The sequence below is a fragment of the Oceanicoccus sp. KOV_DT_Chl genome, from assembly GCF_900120175.1.
In the GTDB taxonomy this organism is placed as follows: Bacteria; Pseudomonadota; Gammaproteobacteria; order Pseudomonadales; family Dasaniaceae; genus Oceanicoccus.
Genome location: NZ_FQLF01000007.1, coordinates 208,378 through 226,220, shown reverse-complemented (window position 1 = coordinate 226,220; position 17,843 = coordinate 208,378). Strand labels below are relative to the sequence as shown.

The window sequence follows — 17,843 nt, the reverse complement described above, 5'->3', positions numbered from 1 at the left end:
ATTACCGGCAGGTAACAATCCCTTGTGACACTTGTTTCAACGCTATGGCTGTGGAATAGTTAGCGCCACTAATAATAACGATAAACATTGCTGTGGTCAGGGCGTAGAGTGCTCGTGCAGGATGTTTTTGTCTGCAAGGAATTCTCATGAAAGTATTAATTACGGGTGCAACCGGCTTTATCGGTAACCATGTGACGCGCATGTGCCTGGAGCAGGGCGATGACGTGCGGGTGATGGTCATGCCGGGAGAAGATCGATCGCCGTTAAATGGCATGGATGTCGAAATTGTAGAAGGGAATTTGCTTAACCCTGAATCACTTTCGCACTGTGTTGAAGGCGTAGAGGGTTTGTATCATTTAGCGGCCGTTTATGCGATTTGGACCAAAGACCCGCACCTGCATTACAAAGTGAATGTGGAAGGCGCGCAGGCAATATTAAAGGCGGCGATGACCGCCGGAGTAAAAAAAGTGGTTTATACCAGCAGCATTGCTGCGCTGGGGATGGCTAAAAACGGTGAACTGATTACCGAGGAAACACCGTTTAATGTGTGGGATGGCAACGAGTATGTTTACTCCAAATTTATGAGCCATCAAATGGTCAAGGGCTTAGTAGGGGAGGGCTTGCCGGCAGTGTTAGTGTGCCCCGGGTTACCTTTTGGTCCCGGTGACAGAATGCCAACACCGACCGGTGGTTTAATTATTGCTATTCTAAAAGGCGAAATGAAATATTATTTTCCCGGTGGGATTTGTGCCGTTGATGTACGCGACGTTGCCAGAGGGCATTTATTGGCAATGGAAAAAGGTCGCGTCGGTGAAAGTTATATGCTGGCCAATAAAGATGGCAATTTAACCCAGCGGGATTTGGCACGGCTAGTGGGCAGGATTGCCGGCGTTGCTGATGTGGCCACCAAAGAATTGTCACCCACTATGATGCGCGTTGTAGGGCGACTAATGGATGCATGGTCAGCCGTTACCGGCAAGGCACCAAAAACGACCTATAAATCCTCGGTATACGCGATGAATGAAATTTTTGTTGATCCATCGAAAGCGATAAATGAATTAGGTTTGCCGCAAACACCATTGGAAACAGCGATAACCGATGCGACACAATGGTTTCGGGAAAATGGCTACGTTTAATTAAATTTTTTAAAACTACAATAACAATACGGGAGTTTGATCATGTTACAAAAATTTGTATTTTGGACGGGCGCATTGGATTTTTTAGTCGGCGCAGCAACGTGGGCCGGAGCCATAATGGATCCGCAACCAGGACAATTTGTTGCATTAATGACCTTGGGCATGTTTTTAATGATGGCGGCCGCATGTTTAATGTGGGCATCAAAAGATATGGTTAATCGCTACCCGGTTATTTTTTGGCAGGGCTTGGTGCGCCTGACCGCCGTGTCAGCGGTAATTTATGCTGTGCCTAACGGTTTATCCATGCAGTGGGAATATGCCTTGGTCGCATTCGATGGCACTATTGGTTTAACCTATATTATTGGTTCGCTCCGTGTTACCGGGCAATCATTTTTTAATTGTTTATTGTGTAAAAGTGTTGCCGCTAGCTGACGGTAATTGTGACTAACGGCAGCTGTATAGTGATGACAGAGCATAAATAGGTACCTGTATGGCTACGGAAAACACATCACATTTTTCGGCTTCCACTTTAGGTGAAACGCATGAGGTGTTTAACCAGCCTGCACCTTTGGAAAATTACAATGCGTATGATTCGGATGTTGCGCTGCAGCATTGGATGAGGGCATTTAATGGTGATTTTGCTCAAGATGAAGTGCGTCAGTATGGTCAACATGTTGGGCATGAACTCATTGAGGCCGGTTTTCTAGCTAACCAGTTTAAACCGGAATTTCATTCGCATGATCGCTTTGGTCATCGAATTGATCTTGTTAAATTTCATCCGGCCTACCATCAGCTAATGCGCACTGCCATTGAAGCTGGGCTGCATTCTTTGCCGTGGACGACTGATCGCTTCGCAGAAAATTCCTTGAATAGTAATGCTAAAGGTGCCCATGTTGCTCGTGCTGCAATGGAGTATATGCACAATCAGGCTGACTCGGGATCGGGCTGCCCGTTAACCATGACGTTCGCGGCAGTGCCGGCGATTAAAACCACACCGGGTTTAGCTAAAGATTGGCTGCCCAGGATTACGGCACGCCATTATGACGAACGTAATATTCCCTGGTTTGAAAAACAGGGTGTGACTATCGGTATGGCTATGACGGAGAAGCAGGGTGGCTCCGATGTACGTGCCAATACCACGAGTGCGCAGCCAATAGAGGCCAATAAAACCGGTCCTGGTGAGGCTTATCAATTGGTGGGCCATAAATGGTTTTGCTCGGCGCCGATGTGTGATGCGTTTTTGGTATTGGCGAAAACGGAGCAGGGGTTGTCGTGCTTTTTATTGCCGCGCTGGCGCCCTGATGGCAGCAAAAATCAGCTATATGTGCAGCGTTTGAAAAATAAAATGGGCAATATTTCAAATGCCTCTGCGGAAGTAGAATTCCGTGGTGCTTATGCGCAAATGGTTGGGCAGGAAGGTCGTGGTGTTGCGACGATTATAGAAATGGTATCGATGACCCGTTTCGATTGCATGGTGGGGTCCAGCGCGTTGATGCGCGCCGCGACCGCGCAAGCATTGCACCATACCGGTGGTCGAAATGTCTTTGGTAAAAACTTGCACCAGCAAGTGTTGATGCAAAATGTGTTGGCTGATCTTGCGATTGAATCGGAAGCTGCGTTGGCCATGTCAATGCGTGTCGGTAACGCATTAGATAATCCTGCGGATGAACAACAGCATTTATTCGCCCGTGTAGCCACCGCTATTGGTAAATACTGGATTTGTAAGCGCGCCCCGAATCACGCCTATGAAGCCATGGAGTGTTTAGGTGGCGTGGGGTATGTAGAAGAAAATATTATGCCGCGTATTTATCGTGAGGCGCCGGTTAATGCAATTTGGGAAGGCTCCGGTAATGTGCAATGTCTGGATGTGTTGCGGGCAATGAAAAAAGAGTCGAAAGTGATTGACGCTTTTCTGGCTGAACTTGCCAGTGCCTCTGGTTTGGATAATCGTTTTGACAAATTTTTAAATAATTTAAAAGATGATTTTGTGGATGTATCTACTCTGGAATATCGCTCGCGCGCGATAGTCGAGAAGCTGGCGCTAGGTTTGCAAGCCAGTGTGTTACTGAAAAACGGAAATCAGTTTGTGGCGGAAGGATTTATTGCTTCACGTATCAGTGGCAGCCTGGGTTTGCATGAATCCGGATTAAATTATGGCACCTTACCCAATGGTGTTGACTGCAAAGCAATTATTGAGCGGGCGCAGCCTCAGCTTTAAGTTGGCGTATTAGTGCTTGGCAAATCTTTACTTTAGCGGCACAAGACATTGCCTATTCAATTGAAGCCTTAACTGGTAGCATCAATCGATGATTTCACGACGCTCTTTTCTTATTGCAGGGTTAGCAACTGGCGGCGGTCTTGCCTTGGGTATTACCTATGCAAGTCATCAACTTGATGATGGTAGTGCGACAGAAAAATTTGCTAACACGGGCAAACAAGCCGTTACTTTTAACGCGTGGTTAAAAATCTCCCCGGATGGCGAAGTGACTATCGGCATTCATCGTGCTGAAATGGGCCAAGGTATCATCAATACTTTGGCTATACTGTTAGCGGAGGAACTCGATGCGGACTGGCAATCAATCACTTTTGAATTTACTCCGGTAGATCGCGATTACTTTAACTTTGGCATGATGAAAGGTGGTCAGCCTTTTGGCGACCCTGACGCAAGCGTTGCTAAAGGTGCCGGCACCTGGCTTGTTCGTGAAGTGTTTCACGCCATGGGCTTATCAATCACTATTGGTAGCTCAAGTACCGTTGATGCCTGGGATACATTAAGGCCAGCTGGGGCTAGCGCCCGGCAAATGCTTATTAGCGCAGCAGCCAAACGCTGGCATGTACCAAAAGAGCAATTGGACACGCGCAAAGGCTATGTTATCAATCCCTCGACTGGTGAACAGCTCAGTTATGGTGAACTGGCTGAAGCGGCCGCAAAAGAAAAGCCACCCGGTAATCCAATACTAAAATCACCAGCAGATTTTCGTCTGATTGGTACCAATCCTCCGCGCATTGACGAGCCTCTCAAAGTCACCGGCAAAGCCACTTACGGACTCGATATACAACTCCCTGATATGCTCTATGGCGCTGTCATGCACGGCCCTATTGCCGGTAGCGAAATCGAATCCTTTTCAGCAGAAGCGTTAACTGATCGCAACGGTATTCAAGCAATTTTTCCTGTCGGCAAGCCTGGTATAGAAATGGCTGTTGCCGTAGTGGCAGATAACAGCTGGATTGCGCTGGAGGCAGCGAAACGAATCAAGGTTATTTCCAAGCCTCCCGTTGATGGCACCGTCAACAGCGACACCTTATATCAGGAATATCGTGAGAAACTGAATGACCCCGACCTTGTGATATTCAGACAAGATGGCGATGTTAATGCCGCTCTAAAAAACGCACAGAGCGCATCGCAATCCGTTGTTACCGCCAGTTATGATGTTCCCTATCTTGCTCATGTCTGCATGGAACCGATGAATGCGACGGCATTGTTTGAAAATGATAGCTTAACCATTTGGGCGCCGACTCAGGCACATTCTATGGCGCGTGATGTGGGCGCTGAAATTACTGGCATCGACCCATCAAAGGTGATGGTCCATACCACGTTTTTAGGCGGTGGCTTTGGCCGTCGATCCGAGCTGGATTTCGTTGAGCAAGCGGTTTCGGCCGCTATGCGTTTTCCCGGTCGTCCGGTTAAGTTGATGTGGTCAAGGGAGCAGGATGTTCTTCATGATATGTATCGCCCCGCTGGACTGTGCAAAATTCAAGGCGCTATAGATTCAAGCGGGAAACTTACGGCCATTGATTTTTCGCTGGTGATGCAATCCGTAGTGGCTAGCCTTTATAAGCGCACACCTAACCCAAGGGGCGGCGATGCACGCAAGGACAGCTCGATGGTGAGTACCGTTAACCCAAGTATGTATGCTATCGAGAATTTAAAGGTTAGCTATATCCCGGTCGATTCACATATACCGGCCGGCGCCTGGCGTAGCGTTAGCAAATCCTGGAATGTTTTTTTTATGGAAAGTTTTATCGACGAATTGGCAGCTGCAGCTAATCACTCACCGTTGGCTGTTCGTTTAAAAAGCTTAAACAATCAGCCGCGCCATCTAGCCGTACTGAAAGCCGTTGAGACGCGCGTTAAAGGTTTAACCAATATTGGTTTTGCCGTCACTGAATCTCATGGCAGCGTGGTCGCTCACGCTATTGAAGTTGAGGTTAATGAAAACCATACCTTAATAGTAAAACGCGTCGTCTGTGCTGTTGATTGCGGTCAGGTCATTCACCCCAACAATGTTATTGCCCAAGTGGAAAGTTCTATCATCGATGGACTTTCTTCCGCGTTGTTTGAGCAAGTCACTTTTGTAGATGGCGTCGCACAGCAGGATAATTTTAATAACTATAAACGCATGCGAATGAACGAAACGCCGACTATTGAAACCATTTTGTTGGACAGCCCCAAACAACGGCCCGGTGGAATGGGCGAACCTGCAGTGCCGGGTGTTGCACCCGCACTCACTAATGCGATTTTTCAGGCAACCGGCATGAGAATACGTTCTTTGCCGATAATGCAAAATTCTGAATTCAAGCACTATCAAACCAGTTTTGCACAAGCCCCCTTAGCGGCTGGAGCCCCGGTACTATCATGATTGAGTTTACGCTAAATGGCCAAGTTGTCCGCGCCGAAGTCCCCGATGAAATGCCTTTGCTTTGGGTTATCCGCGACATATTTAAATTAACAGGCTCAAAATATGGATGTGGAATTGGTCAATGTGGCGCTTGTACCGTTCATGTTGAAGGCATTCCTGTGCGCAGCTGCTCCCTTCCCATTTCTTCAATCGCAGATCGTACAGTGGTAACCATTGAAGGCTTGAGTGATGGTGATACCTTGCACCCCGTTCAACAAGCATGGATACAAGAAGAAGTGTCACAGTGTGGGTACTGTCAATCAGGACAAATTATGGCGGCCACGGCACTGCTTGCTAACAACCCAGCACCGTCTGATGATGACATAGACAATGCCATGTCGGGCAATCTATGCAGATGTGGGTCCTACCCGAGGATTCGCAAAGCCATTCTTACAGCAGCGCAACAAGACAGTTAACAGCGAGATGTAATCTTATAAATCAGCGGGTAATTCGATGTGCTTGGGTCTGTCATGATCATCGACGTTAAGCTTAAAGAAAGGGGGAATGTCATTGATAGACCGTTTGCCACCTGCATTTTCCTAGCGTTAACAATCGGGTTGGCAGGGTCTCATTGATAGGCTTTTGTGAGAGAAAAGCTTATCTCGTCGATAATTTGCGGATGTTATGGTGATTATCTTAATGCAATTTCAGCGGCGTTTTTATGATCCTTTGCGGTCAGGCACTTAACTACCGAGGCAGGATATAGTGAAATAGTTAGATGTGATGGCAGCTTTTGGAATTATAGCGGTCATTTAGTTTACATGTAAGCTAAATGGTTGCTTCGGCAGTTGTTGACCCTTAACCGACAGTTGATACGTCCCCATTATTGGTAGTACGACATCATTTGCCAGTAACTGCCGGAGTATTTTACATAACCCGTTTGACTCAACAGCTTCAAGTACGTAAGAATGTATCTTAATAAAAATAGTAAGGACGCTTCATCATGCAGAATAAAATTTTAGCCATATTAGGCTTTCTAATCTTACCTCTTATATCTAATGCGGCCGTTACTATCTTGACTGACAGTAATGGCCAGATTTATGGCGCAGAGGGAATTGAAGTTAATAATTCGTTTTATAGCATTAGGCTGTCGGAAGGATCGTGTATTGACATCTTTAATGGGTGTGATCAGGTCACCGATTTTACATTCCACACATTCGATGAAGCTATGCTCGCTTCTCAGGCTCTAGTTGATCAGCTGTTTATCGGTGCTTGGGATAGAACTGATGATTCATTATTGGGTTGTGACGATGAATTCTATTGCGGGTTACTTACGGTTTATAATCCGTATGATGGTCACTTTTTTTCTCTGCTTGCTCTTCATGGTGTCTCAGCTATTGGCAACGGTGTGGGTGATCACAGCGCTTATGCTGCATGGGATACAACCTACGAAGATAAGTATGTATTTGTAATCTGGTCACATACTCAACCTGCTATGGTTCCAGTTCCAGCAGCAATCTGGCTATTTGGTTCGGCGATGATTGGTCTAGTTAGTATTAAGCGTAAAAATTAATAACTAACTGCTTTATCTTAAGGCTACTTCGGTATCCGTTTTTAATTCTGGTCATGGCCGTTCCTGGCACTGGACTGCCGAACTGGGACATAGTAAAAACGTTAGGTGTGGTGGCAGCTTTTGGAATTATAGCGGCCATTTAGTTTGCATGTAAGCTTAATAAACTGAGATTTTGGTAGAACTTGAGCCACTAGAGATATTTGATGTCACCTAACAGCACTCCCCAATAGCGGCTCGACCTCAAGCGACTGTACTATATAGTTTCTGCTTTATTCCTTTGGCCATATAATATCTCAATAGGTGGATAATAGTTCCTATTGAACTACTGCCTATCTTTAAACTAGATCAAGCATGTAATAAAGCATCAAATAGATCGCTAGTAATGCCGCCACCCAAACGACCATGGTTTCTATCGGCCACAGTCGTGCAAAGTATCCTTTTGGTTTGCCTGACTCAGCATCATATGAATTCTGGATCATTTTCTTGATCGAAATAATCACAGAGCTCTCCAGGTTCTCATAGGCTCCGTAGATTGTACACGCCAGTCTTTTTACAAAGGTAGGCGCTAGCTTACGATAGAACCAGTCAGCATCAAGATTAGTCGATGGCAACTCAGGTGGATACATATTGCGTAGGTTTAGCCACACAAAGGCTAGCGCTGAGAAGAACAGCAATTGAAGTTGTGTTAAAACGTGGGTCACATCATAAGGTTGATAGCTATGCTCCCAAGGTAACAGTGCGTAAACTGTTTGCGCGGGAAACGTACCTAATACGACGCACGCGACCGCAGCTAAGGTCATGGCGATGAGCATGTTCTTGGGAGGCTCTGAAGTACGAATACCAGAGTCATGGGCAAAGAAGGCAAAGTAGGGGATTTTGATTCCGGCGTGGTGGAACACGCCCGCAGCAGCAAAGAGTAACAATAACCAAACTACGTCATAACCTTCTGCAACCGCTGCGGCCATGATCATGGATTTCGAGACAAAGCCGCTGAACAGTGGGAAAGCAGAAATAGACGCTGCACCCACGATACAGAGTATGGTGGTTTTGGGCATGCTCTTGTATAAGCCACCCAGCTCGGAGCCATTTATCTTGCCTGTCATGTGCAATACCGAGCCCATTGTCATCATCAGCAAGCCTTTAAAAATAACGTCATTAAAGGCGTGAGCAACAGCACCATTTAAAGCAATGGCAGTGCCAATACCAATACCGACTATCATGAAGCCAATCTGGTTAATCAAGCTGTAGGCTAACACTCGACGAAGATCGTTTTCGATAACCGCAAAAAAGATTGGGAAACACGCCATAGTAACGCCAATCCAAACAAGAATTTCTTCGCCTGGGAAACCTCGGGCAAAAGCGTACACCGCAACCTTAGTGGTAAATGAAGCCAGGAAAACGGTACCGGTCGGCGTCGCTTCAGGGTAAGAATCGGTTAACCAGTTGTGCATAAATGGGAACGCACATTTGATACCGAAGGCAAAGAAGATTAACCAAGCGCCTATTTGTGCAAGGCCATCATGCTGCAAGGAAATTTGATTAAACAACAGGCTGTTATTTACCTGTACGAAAATTAAAAGCCCCGCGAGTAGTAAAACACCAGATAAAATTTGAAAGATCAGGTAACGAATACCTGAAGCATACGCTCGGTCGGTTCGGCGAGCCCAAATAAGAAAGACAGACGTCAGCGCAAGCAGTTCCCAGAATACAAATAGTGTCAGCAAATCGCCGGCAAATACTGCGCCTACCGCGCTCGCAGCATAAGCAAGACCAGCGACGTGTTGGATAGTGTCTTTAACATGCAGCGCATAAACAATAGCTATAAATGAAGCGAGATGAAACAGATAGCCGAACATCATACTAAGCTTGTCAACGCGCACAGGCTCTAGTGCATACCCCATAAATTCAAGTGACCAGAAAACACCGTGCTCTAAGCCCATTAAATTTAGTGCCCCCACGATCGGGGCAGCCAGCATTAATATATTGCGTAACCAGCCCCGTAACAGAATCGCGGCAAAAGCTCCGAGCATTAGTGGAAGAAATGGTATGACACTATTCATCGTAGTAATCTTCCCCACGCATTAACACTTTGCGCATTTCCTTGGCGATTAAAACCAAAACAACGCAGCCTACAAAACCATAAATGGCATAAAATGCCGGGATATTTTCCCAGTCGTGGTAAATATGGCGATGCACAATAAAGTCGGCGACAACCAATAGGCCACAGATTACGTAGAAAACCTTTAGCATTTTGCTAATGTTTTCTGGTTTGTCGAAGAAGCCACTGGGTTCATGCTGTTTATCCATTTAGCTTTCTCCCTTTAACGGGTTAGTAATCTCGACATGGGTCGAAACGCCTGGGATCAGATTGATTAAGTCGATCAAGGGCTGTGGATAGAAAAATAACGCAATACAACACATAGACGTTACGCTAATGGCAATTAACATTGGCAGTGGTGCCTCTTGGGTGTCAGCCCATGTCCAGGATTTCGATTCGCCGGCCTGGGTATTGAAAAACGCTTTGACAGGAATGGGTAGAAGATAAGCAATATTCAGCAGTGAGCTGATCATTAAGACTGCAACAATTAATAATTTATCAGCTTCTAAGGCACCAATCGTGAGATACCATTTGCTCCAGGTTCCAGCCATCGGTGGTAAGCCAATGATACTAATCGCGCCGATCGCAAAAGCTGCCATAGTGATCGGCATCTGCCTACCCAGGCCAACCATATCGCTGATATTTTTTTTATGGCTGGCAACCATAATGGCACCGGCACAAAAGAACAGAGTGATTTTTCCCACAGCATGTGTTGCGATGTGCAGTGCCGCACCGGCACTGGCAATGGATGACGCCAAGAGTGCACCGACGACAATATAGCTCAACTGACTAATCGTAGAGTACGCTAGACGCGCTTTTAGGTTATCTTTGGTCATTGCTATACAGGATGACAGCAGTATCGTTGTAGCTCCGATATAAAGCATGATATCTGTTGTGGCGAGGTCTTTAAGTTCATCCAGGCCAAAAATATAGATAACGACTTTCAAGAGACTAAACACCCCCGCCTTTACCACTGCTACCGCATGTAATAGCGCGCTCACAGGCGTCGGCGCAACCATTGCGGCAGGTAACCAGCGGTGAAATGGCATTAATGCAGCCTTACCAATGCCATAGCAGAATAGAACAAGTAGAGCGCTTAGTACGACGTTGCTGTGGGAGTCATCAAAAATACCACCAGCACGGAAATCCAGGGTGCCCGCGAGGCTATAGGTGCCCAGCACCGCAAAGAGTAAAAAAGCGATCGATGTGCTGAGTAATATACCTAGATACGTTCGACCGCCTTGTTTAGCCGCGTCGTTCCCTGCGTGCGTAACAAGTGGGTAAGTCGAAAGCGTCAGTACTTCATAGAATATGAACAATGTAAGCAAGTTGCCTGAGAAAGAAATTGCCATAACGGAACTTATCGCAAGCGCAAAGCAACAGAAAAAGCGTGTTTGGTTCTCTTCGTTGTGACCCCGCATGTAACCAACAGCGTAGATGCTGGTAACAATCCACAAAAAGCTTGCTACTAAAGCGAAAAGTACGCCAAGGGGCTCCACGACAAAGCTAATACCAAGCCCTGGAAATAACTCAACAAGCTCTAAACGCAACTCAACACCCTGAAAGGTGTAGTCGGTGATGGCCAGTACAATACTGAACAAAATAGTTGCCGTTGTTAACGTTACGGCTTCTCTCAGGTTCGGTATTTTACCGGTAGCGACAACAAGTAATGCGCCAACCAAGGGCACTAAAATGGAGAGACTAATCAGCTGTGAAGGTTCTACTCCGTGCCACAGATTCATTGAGACACCTCCAGCTTGCCCGTTGCTATTTCGCTGTTCTGGAAAAGCCATTCAGCTGCGCCACTAGCAGCTTCAGTCGTCAGGCTGGTATCAACACCAAAATAAATATTTGCCAACACTAACAACCACATTGGGGCAAGCATCAGCCAGGGTACCTCTTTGACCTTGGCCGGGTCTTGGGATTCAGGTAATTTTTGAAAATAGGCGGCTTCCAGAACCCGGCCGATATAGACTATAGCTAACAGAGAGCCAGCCAGAACTAAAGCCGCTAAAATCCAGTTATTTTGCTCTAGAGCGGCGCTTACCAAATACCATTTACTCACAAAGCCAACGGTAAGTGGTACACCAATAATACTGAGGCCAGCAATCGTAAATGCTGCCATGGTGAGCGGCATCTGCTTCCCCAATCCCCTGAATGCTTTTATATCGACGGAGCCCACGCGATAAAAAACCGCACCCACGGCCATAAACAAAGCGCCTTTCATTAGTGCGTGATTGAATATATGAATAAGGCTTGCTAACAGGCCTGTTACGCTGACCAGGCTGAGGCCGAGAATCATGTAACCAATTTGAGCGAGACTACTATAGGCAAGCAAAGTTTTAATGTTACTTTGCACGGCTGCCATATATGAGCATTTGAAAATAGCAACGACAGCCAACGCCATCAAAATCAAATCCATCCTCATTTCTTCGAAAACATGATTCACCCCGAATACCGTGAAGATAAAACGAATCATCACATATACAGCTACCTTGGTAGCTGTACTTGCTAAAAATGCCGTCACGGCAGACGGTGCGTGGGTGTAAGCAGAGGGTAGCCACATGTGTAACGGGAATAAAGCAAGCTTAATACTGACGCCAACCATGATAAACGCCAAGCCAGTGTTGATAGTGCGGTTGCTTTCCTGGGTGTCGATTCTGCTCGCCAGGTCGAGCATATTCAGGGTGCCGGTCATCATGTAGAGCATGCCCACACCAATCAAAATAAAGGTGGCACCAATGGTCCCCATCACCAGGTAACGAAATGCCGCTGTTAAACAACGACGATCAGGACCCAAGCTAACTAAGGTATAGGTTGCCAGTGAAGAGATCTCCAGGAAAACAAAAAGATTAAAGGCATCGCCTGTCAACAAAATCCCGGATAGGCCTGCAAGACAAAGCAAATGTGCCGTGTAATACAAGGAGTGCCTGGATGAGTCGATTTCTTTTTCAATACTGTCTTTTGAATAGAGCAATACCAGCGTTGAAAGTGCGGACACGGCTAACAATACAAAAGCATTGGCGGCGTCGACACGTATTTCGATCCCCCATGGTGGAGGCCAGCCGCCAACCGCATAACTGAGTACGCCATTCGCTAGAGCTGCTGATAATAACTGCCAGGAAAAAACGCAGGCCCATGCACTTATAAATGTAGCGAAGCCCCATGCAAGTAATGAGCGGCCTAGAATGAGTGTTATAGGTGCTGCAATTAAGGGCAGAATAATAGGCAGTACAGCCAAGTTTTGATCAAGCATCAGATGGCGTCATCCTTGTTTTCAAATTCATTTTCGTCAACAGTGCCATAAGCGCGTTTGATCCTAATAATAAGTGAAAGCCCCACCGCCGTTGTCGCCACACCCACAACAATTGCGGTAAGTATGAGTACATGCGGCAGAGGGTTTGAATATTGGGTGGCGCCTTCTACGACAATGGGGGCTGTACCACCACTCACTTTGCCCATTGAGATATAAAGCATGAATACGGACGTTTGAAAGATATTCAGGCCAACAATTGTTTTAACAAGATTGCTAGCAGATATAACAATGTAAAAACCGGTCATCATCAAAAATACGACGATCCAGTAGTTGTAGTAATCAAGAATAAAGTTCACTGAGCGCTTGACCTCTCTACTTGGCTACTAAAGGCATAGAAAATATTCAGCATGACAGCAAATACCGTAATGCCAACCCCAAGCTCAATAATGATAATGCCGTAGTGTTGACCCGCGATAGGATCTACTGCGAGCTTGTTGTAATCAAGAAACTGCCCACCTTTGTACATGCTGTAAAAACCAACGCTGGCATAAAGTAAAACACCAAAAGATGCCATAAACTGCAAAAACTTAGGGCCAATGACGGCGAATGCATTGGGTAAACTAAAAACAAGGGCGTATAAAATAAACGCTGCAGCTGCAATCACTCCTGCCTGGAAGCCACCACCCGGACCAAAATCACCATGAAACTGTACATAGAGCGCGAAAAGAATTATCAGTGGAATGATAAGTTTGGCGATAACGTGTAGTACGAAATGGCTTTTGAAGACCGGTTCAAATAGGTCATTTTCTTCTTCTCTGCGAACCCCCAGCAATGCGAGGACACCAACTAGAGCAGCAAACACAACAACCGTTTCACCCAGCGTATCAAAGCCCCGGTAACTGGCTAATACGGAGGTCACCATATTGGGTAGCCCAACTTCTTTTGGCGAATCTTCAATATAGCGAGGGGCAACATGTTCATGCGCGGGGTTGTTCGGGTGGCCAAAAGGAGGCATGTCTAGAGTGCCATATATCAGCGCTGCGCCGGTGATACATACAACCAACAGCGGTAAAACCGAAGAGTGTGAATTTTGTTTTTCTTTTTGGCCCGTTAGCGTCAGAGTCCCCAGCATTAAGACAGTCGATATGCCGGCACCAACTGACGCCTCTGTAAAGGCGACGTCAACGGCATCAAGATTTACGAATATCAATGCCGACAAAAAACTATAGATGCCAAACAGCATGACCACGGCAAATAAATCTTTTAAGAATATAATCCGCAAAGCGGTAAGTGCGAGCATTGCTAGCAGCACTAAATTAATCAACTCGCCCATTAACTCGGTTACTCCTGTTGTTTTTCTTTCACTTCGGCCAATGTTAGTAAGCCTCCATGGCGGGCTGACATAGCCAGTGCATGGGATGCGGTTGGACTAGTAATCATTAAAAAGACCAGAATGAAAAAAAGCTTGGCAGTGTTTAAGTCGAAAGACGTTTGCAGCAGTAATCCGCCGATAATCAATATAGCGGCAATAGAGTCTGTAACGCTTGCAGCGTGCACGCGCGTAAAGAAATCAGGGAACTTGAAAACGCCTCTCGCCCCACTCAATCCAAAAAACGCGCCTGTAATTAGCAAGATAGCACTAGCAATATCTAAGATAAACATACCTATCCATTGTAATAAAATTGTTACTCAAGCGGTGCGGTGTGCTCTAAAAATCGAAGTACCGCGACCATTCCTATAAAGTTGATCAGCGCATAAACAATGGCAATATCAAGAAAATCTGGGCGCCCCATCAAATAACCAACAACTGCGATAAACAACACTGTTTTTGTGCCAAACATATTGACACCAAGTATGCGGTCATAAACCGTTGGCGCACTAAAGGCTCTTGCTAGGGCCAAAGCCATAACGACCAAAATAGCAACACACACGCCTGCATAAACGCTAGTCATTTTCTTTCCAGATAGCTGTAATTTTCTTTTCCATCTTTCCCCTCTCTAACTCGTCAATGGACGATTTTTGTAGTGCATGAACAGTTAGCTCATCACCTACTAAATCCACGCTTAATGTACCGGGAGTCAACGTTATTGAATTTGCATATAGTGTGCGACTGCTTAGGGGGATATTTTTTACATTAATTATTGCTAAGCTCGGCGAGACACTGCCTGATGAACTCCAAATAAGTTTTGTTACTTGTACGCTAGATCGGATAATTTGCACTATTAGCCATGGAAGATAGCGAATAAGCCGAAGGCCAGTACCGATTTGTTGCCGCTCTTGATCGACTTCATCCATACGTTTCAAAATTAAAAGTACGACAGCGACTGATACTGCACCAAAGCTCAGCAATAAAGGTTCTATCATGCCTGAAAGCAACAACCAGAAAATAGAAAGTAATATTGCCCATTTAGTGATATGCATTGCTAAAGGCCGGCTTAGTTATTGATGTTAAAATGGCCGGCGGGGGTGTTTGACCCGCCAAGCCCTCGGGGAGGCGCTTTTTATGGGTGTTCATAAATGCTCGCAAGTCATGACGCTAAAATTCATGTTCTAATTTTGGCTCGACGACTTCTACAAATGAGGATGTCGGTGCGCAAATTATGCAAGGTATTTTCTGCGGCATTACCGAATAGAAAACCTTTCAGTCCTTTTCGCCCAACACAGCCCATGATGACTAAATCAGCTTTTAATTCATTAGCAAGATGAGGGATGGTTTTATCCGGAGGGCCCGCAGTGATATGAGTATGAGCATCACCTAAATCAGAATTCGTCATTAGCGATGATAGGCGTTTTTCTGCTTCGGGTTGCTTTCTTTTTTTAACTTCACTTTTATCCACAACATCAAATTCTAATAGGGGCTTTGCAATCGGAATGCTATAGACTATATGCGCTTCACAATTAAACACATCGGACAAAAGGACAGCCCACTTCAATACAATGTTATTATAATCTGTTGTCTGCTTATCTTCCTTTGACAGATCAACGGCTGCCACTATAACTTGTTTACTCTTCCATTTACGGTTGCTGGCTAAAAGGATGGGGCATGGAAGTTTTCGCATCAGATGCCAATCCATCGGGGTGTGGAAAAGGCTTTCTGTTCGATGCCCCGTTTTTACTACAAAGTCAAATTTCTTTTGCTTACAAGCGTTCATTATCCAATCCACAACGTCATTAGTAACTATTACATTGCAAGTTACTTGTGCGTGTTCACCAAAGATGTTGGAAGTGGCTTGGTCCAGAGTTTGTTTAGCTGTTTCGATAGCCTGCTTGCGTTGCAATTCGTCTACGGTATCCAGATCACTCAGGAAGCTTACGACTTCTAATTTGACGTCTAGAGAAGAGGCAATACTGTGAGCTTTTTCGATCGATAAATTGTCTTGTTCGTCTGCAACTACAAGTATTGATTGGGCCACGTGAAGCCTCCAAAGTAAAAAGTGATTGAGTAAATTATGATCAGTTATTGTTTGCCATTCGTCTAACACACGTATTAAATAAATTACTCGGGCACATTAGTGCTGGGCAATGGGTTGATAATGCTTTACCTCCAGCACGCTAACAGCACACCAAAGCGATCTTTACCTGCAAAGTCTTGTCGCAGGAACTTCTGAACGCCTCTGGCCATTTTATCCATGGCCGCTCCCTCATCTTCTTTAAATCTGGATATCGTCTACTTTGCAGAGCAAGCTGTGATAGCTCAATAGAAATTATTCAATTTTATTGATAGCATATATCTATCACGCATGAATAATCTCTCTTGCAGCAGGCATTAAAATGGCACTGGCAACCCCCACAATTAAACAGCTGGAATACTTTGTCTGCTTGGCAGAATCCACGACTTTCCGCGGTGCTGCAGAGCGCCTGAATATCAGTCAGCCGACCCTGACAGCTCAAATCTATAGCCTGGAAAAAACCTTAAATCTAACCTTGATTGAGCGCAGTCGCAGGGGGGCTAGCTTAACGCCTGCAGGTAGGGATTTGCTGGCTAATGCCAGGCAAGTCATTGAGGAGATGCGTGGATTGGTTAATCAAGCGGCGATGATCAATCGCGGGCCAGGAGGCACATTCCGTGTCGGAGTATCCCCTACCGTTGGCCCCTACCTGCTACCTCATATTTTGCCCGGTCTACAGGATGCCTACTCCTCACTGAAACTCTATGTCAGGGAAAATATGCCAAAGACATTAGAAATCGACCTATTGGAGGGTCGACTGGACTTGGTACTGATTCCTCTGCCTTTCGACAACGCTCGCTTTACGACTGAGGTGCTATTTCATGAGCCGCTTCAACTCATTCTTCCTGAGGATCATCAACTGGCTAAGTTAAAACAAATCAAACCCACCATCTCGGCGGGCAGAATATACTGACGTTAGAGGAACAATATAGTAGCTATCACCAAATAGAGTTTCTGTGTAGGGAGTTGGGCGCTACTATTGCCAGAGATTACGAGGGCACCAGTCTGGACGCCTTGCGTCAAATGGTAATGATGAGGATGGGAATAACTTTTCTACCTGCGCTTTATATCAATTCTGAAGTGCACCAACTACAAGGCCTGAGCATCAGAAAGGTGGAGAAGTTGCAACTTTATCGCACTCATGTTCTGGCATGGCGAATAAATTCTCCCAATCGTAGTTTTTACAGGCAATTGGCAGAGCTGATACGCACATTAGTAAAAACCAATCTACATAATGCCAAATTGAATTTTTGAACAGCTTGATTTAGTCAAAACCCTTTACGTGTCAAAATTTAAGTTCCGGTATGAACCATCTGGCTCAAAGGAACAGCTTTCAGTAAACATCTACTACTAATAAGATGCTACATTTCAGTTCGACCGCTAATGTTTCCATCGACGCTAACTCTTATAGTCCGCGTTCTCAGTAGAACTGTCCATGGAATAAGGTGGTGGGTTTATTTTATAAATAATTGGGCAGTGATAGTCTAACCTCCAAAAAATAACGTCCATTCTAATGTATATTTTTTTCATAGGTTCGCTTTTGGCACTTTAATGAAGATTTCAGATTATATTGGCCGTGGTAGCTACGTGGCCAAAAATCGAGATCCTTTAGCACATCTTTCCCGCGCAGACGTACTGTTGTTCGGGATAAATTACCGGTTTTAGAGTTTCAGTCTTCACTAATAGTACGTAACGTGTCGAGATAAGTTAGA

At 45.5% G+C, this 17,843-nt stretch carries 18 protein-coding genes; 8 read left to right on the top strand and 10 right to left on the bottom strand.

Translation table 11 applies throughout. From position 1 onward, the window contains the following. Nucleotides 1–146: 146 nt before the first annotated feature. The 6 genes from UNITIG_RS22255 (at nucleotide 147) to UNITIG_RS22230 (ending at nucleotide 7,328) form a co-directional block, all read left to right on the top strand. A complete protein-coding gene (locus UNITIG_RS22255; RefSeq protein ID WP_101760524.1) occupies nucleotides 147–1,136 on the top strand; it encodes an SDR family oxidoreductase in 990 nt (329 codons plus the stop codon). Between the two features lie 42 nt (nucleotides 1,137–1,178). Continuing rightward, the gene (locus UNITIG_RS22250; RefSeq protein WP_101760523.1) at nucleotides 1,179–1,568 is read left to right on the top strand and encodes a hypothetical protein; all 390 of its coding nucleotides are present in this window, start codon (nucleotides 1,179–1,181) and stop codon (nucleotides 1,566–1,568) included. A 58-nt stretch (nucleotides 1,569–1,626) separates the two neighbouring features. Beyond that, nucleotides 1,627–3,354 carry an acyl-CoA dehydrogenase family protein gene (locus UNITIG_RS22245; protein ID WP_101760522.1) on the top strand — a complete coding sequence of 576 codons (1,728 nt, stop codon included), beginning with the start codon at nucleotides 1,627–1,629 and terminating at the stop codon, nucleotides 3,352–3,354. An 88-nt stretch (nucleotides 3,355–3,442) separates the two neighbouring features. Next, on the top strand, nucleotides 3,443–5,776 hold the full coding sequence (locus UNITIG_RS22240) for a xanthine dehydrogenase family protein molybdopterin-binding subunit (protein ID WP_101760521.1): 2,334 nt from the start codon (nucleotides 3,443–3,445) through the stop codon (nucleotides 5,774–5,776). Then, a complete protein-coding gene (locus UNITIG_RS22235; protein WP_101760520.1) occupies nucleotides 5,773–6,231 on the top strand; it encodes a (2Fe-2S)-binding protein in 459 nt (152 codons plus the stop codon). Before UNITIG_RS22240 ends, UNITIG_RS22235 begins: the two co-directional genes overlap by 4 nt. Nucleotides 6,232–6,758: 527 nt before the next feature. Beyond that, the gene (locus UNITIG_RS22230) at nucleotides 6,759–7,328 is read left to right on the top strand and encodes a hypothetical protein (protein WP_101760519.1); all 570 of its coding nucleotides are present in this window, start codon (nucleotides 6,759–6,761) and stop codon (nucleotides 7,326–7,328) included. Between the two features lie 335 nt (nucleotides 7,329–7,663). On the opposite strand, the gene UNITIG_RS22225 is transcribed toward UNITIG_RS22230, so the two are convergent. The 10 genes from UNITIG_RS22225 to UNITIG_RS22180 all read right to left on the bottom strand — a co-directional run bounded on the left by UNITIG_RS22225 (nucleotide 7,664) and on the right by UNITIG_RS22180 (nucleotide 16,095). Further along, nucleotides 7,664–9,388 (bottom strand): Na(+)/H(+) antiporter subunit D, encoded by a 1,725-nt coding sequence (locus tag UNITIG_RS22225; protein WP_101760518.1) that lies wholly within the window; start codon nucleotides 9,386–9,388, stop codon nucleotides 7,664–7,666. Continuing rightward, nucleotides 9,381–9,635, bottom strand: coding sequence for a hypothetical protein (locus tag UNITIG_RS22220; protein WP_101760517.1), 255 nt, complete (start codon nucleotides 9,633–9,635; stop codon nucleotides 9,381–9,383). Before UNITIG_RS22220 ends, UNITIG_RS22225 begins: the two co-directional genes overlap by 8 nt. Then, nucleotides 9,636–11,168 (bottom strand): monovalent cation/H+ antiporter subunit D family protein, encoded by a 1,533-nt coding sequence (locus UNITIG_RS22215; RefSeq protein ID WP_101760516.1) that lies wholly within the window; start codon nucleotides 11,166–11,168, stop codon nucleotides 9,636–9,638. Further along, nucleotides 11,165–12,682, bottom strand: coding sequence for a monovalent cation/H+ antiporter subunit D family protein (locus UNITIG_RS22210; RefSeq protein ID WP_101760515.1), 1,518 nt, complete (start codon nucleotides 12,680–12,682; stop codon nucleotides 11,165–11,167). Before UNITIG_RS22210 ends, UNITIG_RS22215 begins: the two co-directional genes overlap by 4 nt. Beyond that, nucleotides 12,682–13,038 carry a cation:proton antiporter subunit C gene (locus UNITIG_RS22205; protein ID WP_101760514.1) on the bottom strand — a complete coding sequence of 119 codons (357 nt, stop codon included), beginning with the start codon at nucleotides 13,036–13,038 and terminating at the stop codon, nucleotides 12,682–12,684. The genes UNITIG_RS22210 and UNITIG_RS22205 overlap by 1 nt, the downstream gene beginning before the upstream one ends. Next, nucleotides 13,035–14,015: a DUF4040 domain-containing protein gene (locus UNITIG_RS22200; RefSeq protein WP_101760513.1), complete on the bottom strand. Its 981-nt coding sequence runs from the start codon at nucleotides 14,013–14,015 to the stop codon at nucleotides 13,035–13,037. Before UNITIG_RS22200 ends, UNITIG_RS22205 begins: the two co-directional genes overlap by 4 nt. Nucleotides 14,016–14,023: 8 nt before the next feature. Next, nucleotides 14,024–14,344 (bottom strand): monovalent cation/H(+) antiporter subunit G, encoded by a 321-nt coding sequence (gene mnhG / locus UNITIG_RS22195; protein ID WP_101760512.1) that lies wholly within the window; start codon nucleotides 14,342–14,344, stop codon nucleotides 14,024–14,026. A gap of 23 nt (nucleotides 14,345–14,367) precedes the next feature. Continuing rightward, nucleotides 14,368–14,634, bottom strand: a complete 267-nt coding sequence (locus UNITIG_RS22190; RefSeq protein WP_101760511.1) for a monovalent cation/H+ antiporter complex subunit F — start codon at nucleotides 14,632–14,634, stop codon at nucleotides 14,368–14,370. After that, the gene (locus tag UNITIG_RS22185; protein WP_101760510.1) at nucleotides 14,627–15,103 is read right to left on the bottom strand and encodes a Na+/H+ antiporter subunit E; all 477 of its coding nucleotides are present in this window, start codon (nucleotides 15,101–15,103) and stop codon (nucleotides 14,627–14,629) included. The genes UNITIG_RS22190 and UNITIG_RS22185 overlap by 8 nt, the downstream gene beginning before the upstream one ends. Nucleotides 15,104–15,225: 122 nt before the next feature. After that, nucleotides 15,226–16,095, bottom strand: a complete 870-nt coding sequence (locus tag UNITIG_RS22180) for a universal stress protein (protein ID WP_101760509.1) — start codon at nucleotides 16,093–16,095, stop codon at nucleotides 15,226–15,228. 358 nt (nucleotides 16,096–16,453) lie between these two features. On the opposite strand from UNITIG_RS22180, the gene UNITIG_RS22175 reads away from it, so the two are divergent. Both UNITIG_RS22175 and UNITIG_RS25875 read left to right on the top strand, forming a co-directional pair. Beyond that, on the top strand, nucleotides 16,454–17,044 hold the full coding sequence (locus tag UNITIG_RS22175) for a LysR family transcriptional regulator (protein ID WP_101760508.1): 591 nt from the start codon (nucleotides 16,454–16,456) through the stop codon (nucleotides 17,042–17,044). Beyond that, nucleotides 17,038–17,385 carry a LysR substrate-binding domain-containing protein gene (locus tag UNITIG_RS25875; RefSeq protein WP_101760507.1) on the top strand — a complete coding sequence of 116 codons (348 nt, stop codon included), beginning with the start codon at nucleotides 17,038–17,040 and terminating at the stop codon, nucleotides 17,383–17,385. Before UNITIG_RS22175 ends, UNITIG_RS25875 begins: the two co-directional genes overlap by 7 nt. Nucleotides 17,386–17,843: the final 458 nt, after the last annotated feature.

Bases quoted from the DNA above. Each gene is read 5' to 3' on its own strand.
- UNITIG_RS22255 (WP_101760524.1), top strand. From the start codon at position 147: ATGAAAGTATTAATTACGGGTGCAACCGGCTTTATCGGTAACCATGTG.
- UNITIG_RS22250 (WP_101760523.1), top strand. From the start codon at position 1,179: ATGTTACAAAAATTTGTATTTTGGACGGGCGCATTGGATTTTTTAGTC.
- UNITIG_RS22245 (WP_101760522.1), top strand. From the start codon at position 1,627: ATGGCTACGGAAAACACATCACATTTTTCGGCTTCCACTTTAGGTGAA.
- UNITIG_RS22240 (WP_101760521.1), top strand. From the start codon at position 3,443: ATGATTTCACGACGCTCTTTTCTTATTGCAGGGTTAGCAACTGGCGGC.
- UNITIG_RS22235 (WP_101760520.1), top strand. From the start codon at position 5,773: ATGATTGAGTTTACGCTAAATGGCCAAGTTGTCCGCGCCGAAGTCCCC.
- UNITIG_RS22230 (WP_101760519.1), top strand. From the start codon at position 6,759: ATGCAGAATAAAATTTTAGCCATATTAGGCTTTCTAATCTTACCTCTT.
- UNITIG_RS22225 (WP_101760518.1), bottom strand. From the start codon at position 9,388: ATGAATAGTGTCATACCATTTCTTCCACTAATGCTCGGAGCTTTTGCC.
- UNITIG_RS22220 (WP_101760517.1), bottom strand. From the start codon at position 9,635: ATGGATAAACAGCATGAACCCAGTGGCTTCTTCGACAAACCAGAAAAC.
- UNITIG_RS22215 (WP_101760516.1), bottom strand. From the start codon at position 11,168: ATGAATCTGTGGCACGGAGTAGAACCTTCACAGCTGATTAGTCTCTCC.
- UNITIG_RS22210 (WP_101760515.1), bottom strand. From the start codon at position 12,682: ATGCTTGATCAAAACTTGGCTGTACTGCCTATTATTCTGCCCTTAATT.
- UNITIG_RS22200 (WP_101760513.1), bottom strand. From the start codon at position 14,015: ATGGGCGAGTTGATTAATTTAGTGCTGCTAGCAATGCTCGCACTTACC.
- mnhG (WP_101760512.1), bottom strand. From the start codon at position 14,344: ATGTTTATCTTAGATATTGCTAGTGCTATCTTGCTAATTACAGGCGCG.
- UNITIG_RS22190 (WP_101760511.1), bottom strand. From the start codon at position 14,634: ATGACTAGCGTTTATGCAGGCGTGTGTGTTGCTATTTTGGTCGTTATG.
- UNITIG_RS22185 (WP_101760510.1), bottom strand. From the start codon at position 15,103: ATGCATATCACTAAATGGGCAATATTACTTTCTATTTTCTGGTTGTTG.
- UNITIG_RS22175 (WP_101760508.1), top strand. From the start codon at position 16,454: ATGGCACTGGCAACCCCCACAATTAAACAGCTGGAATACTTTGTCTGC.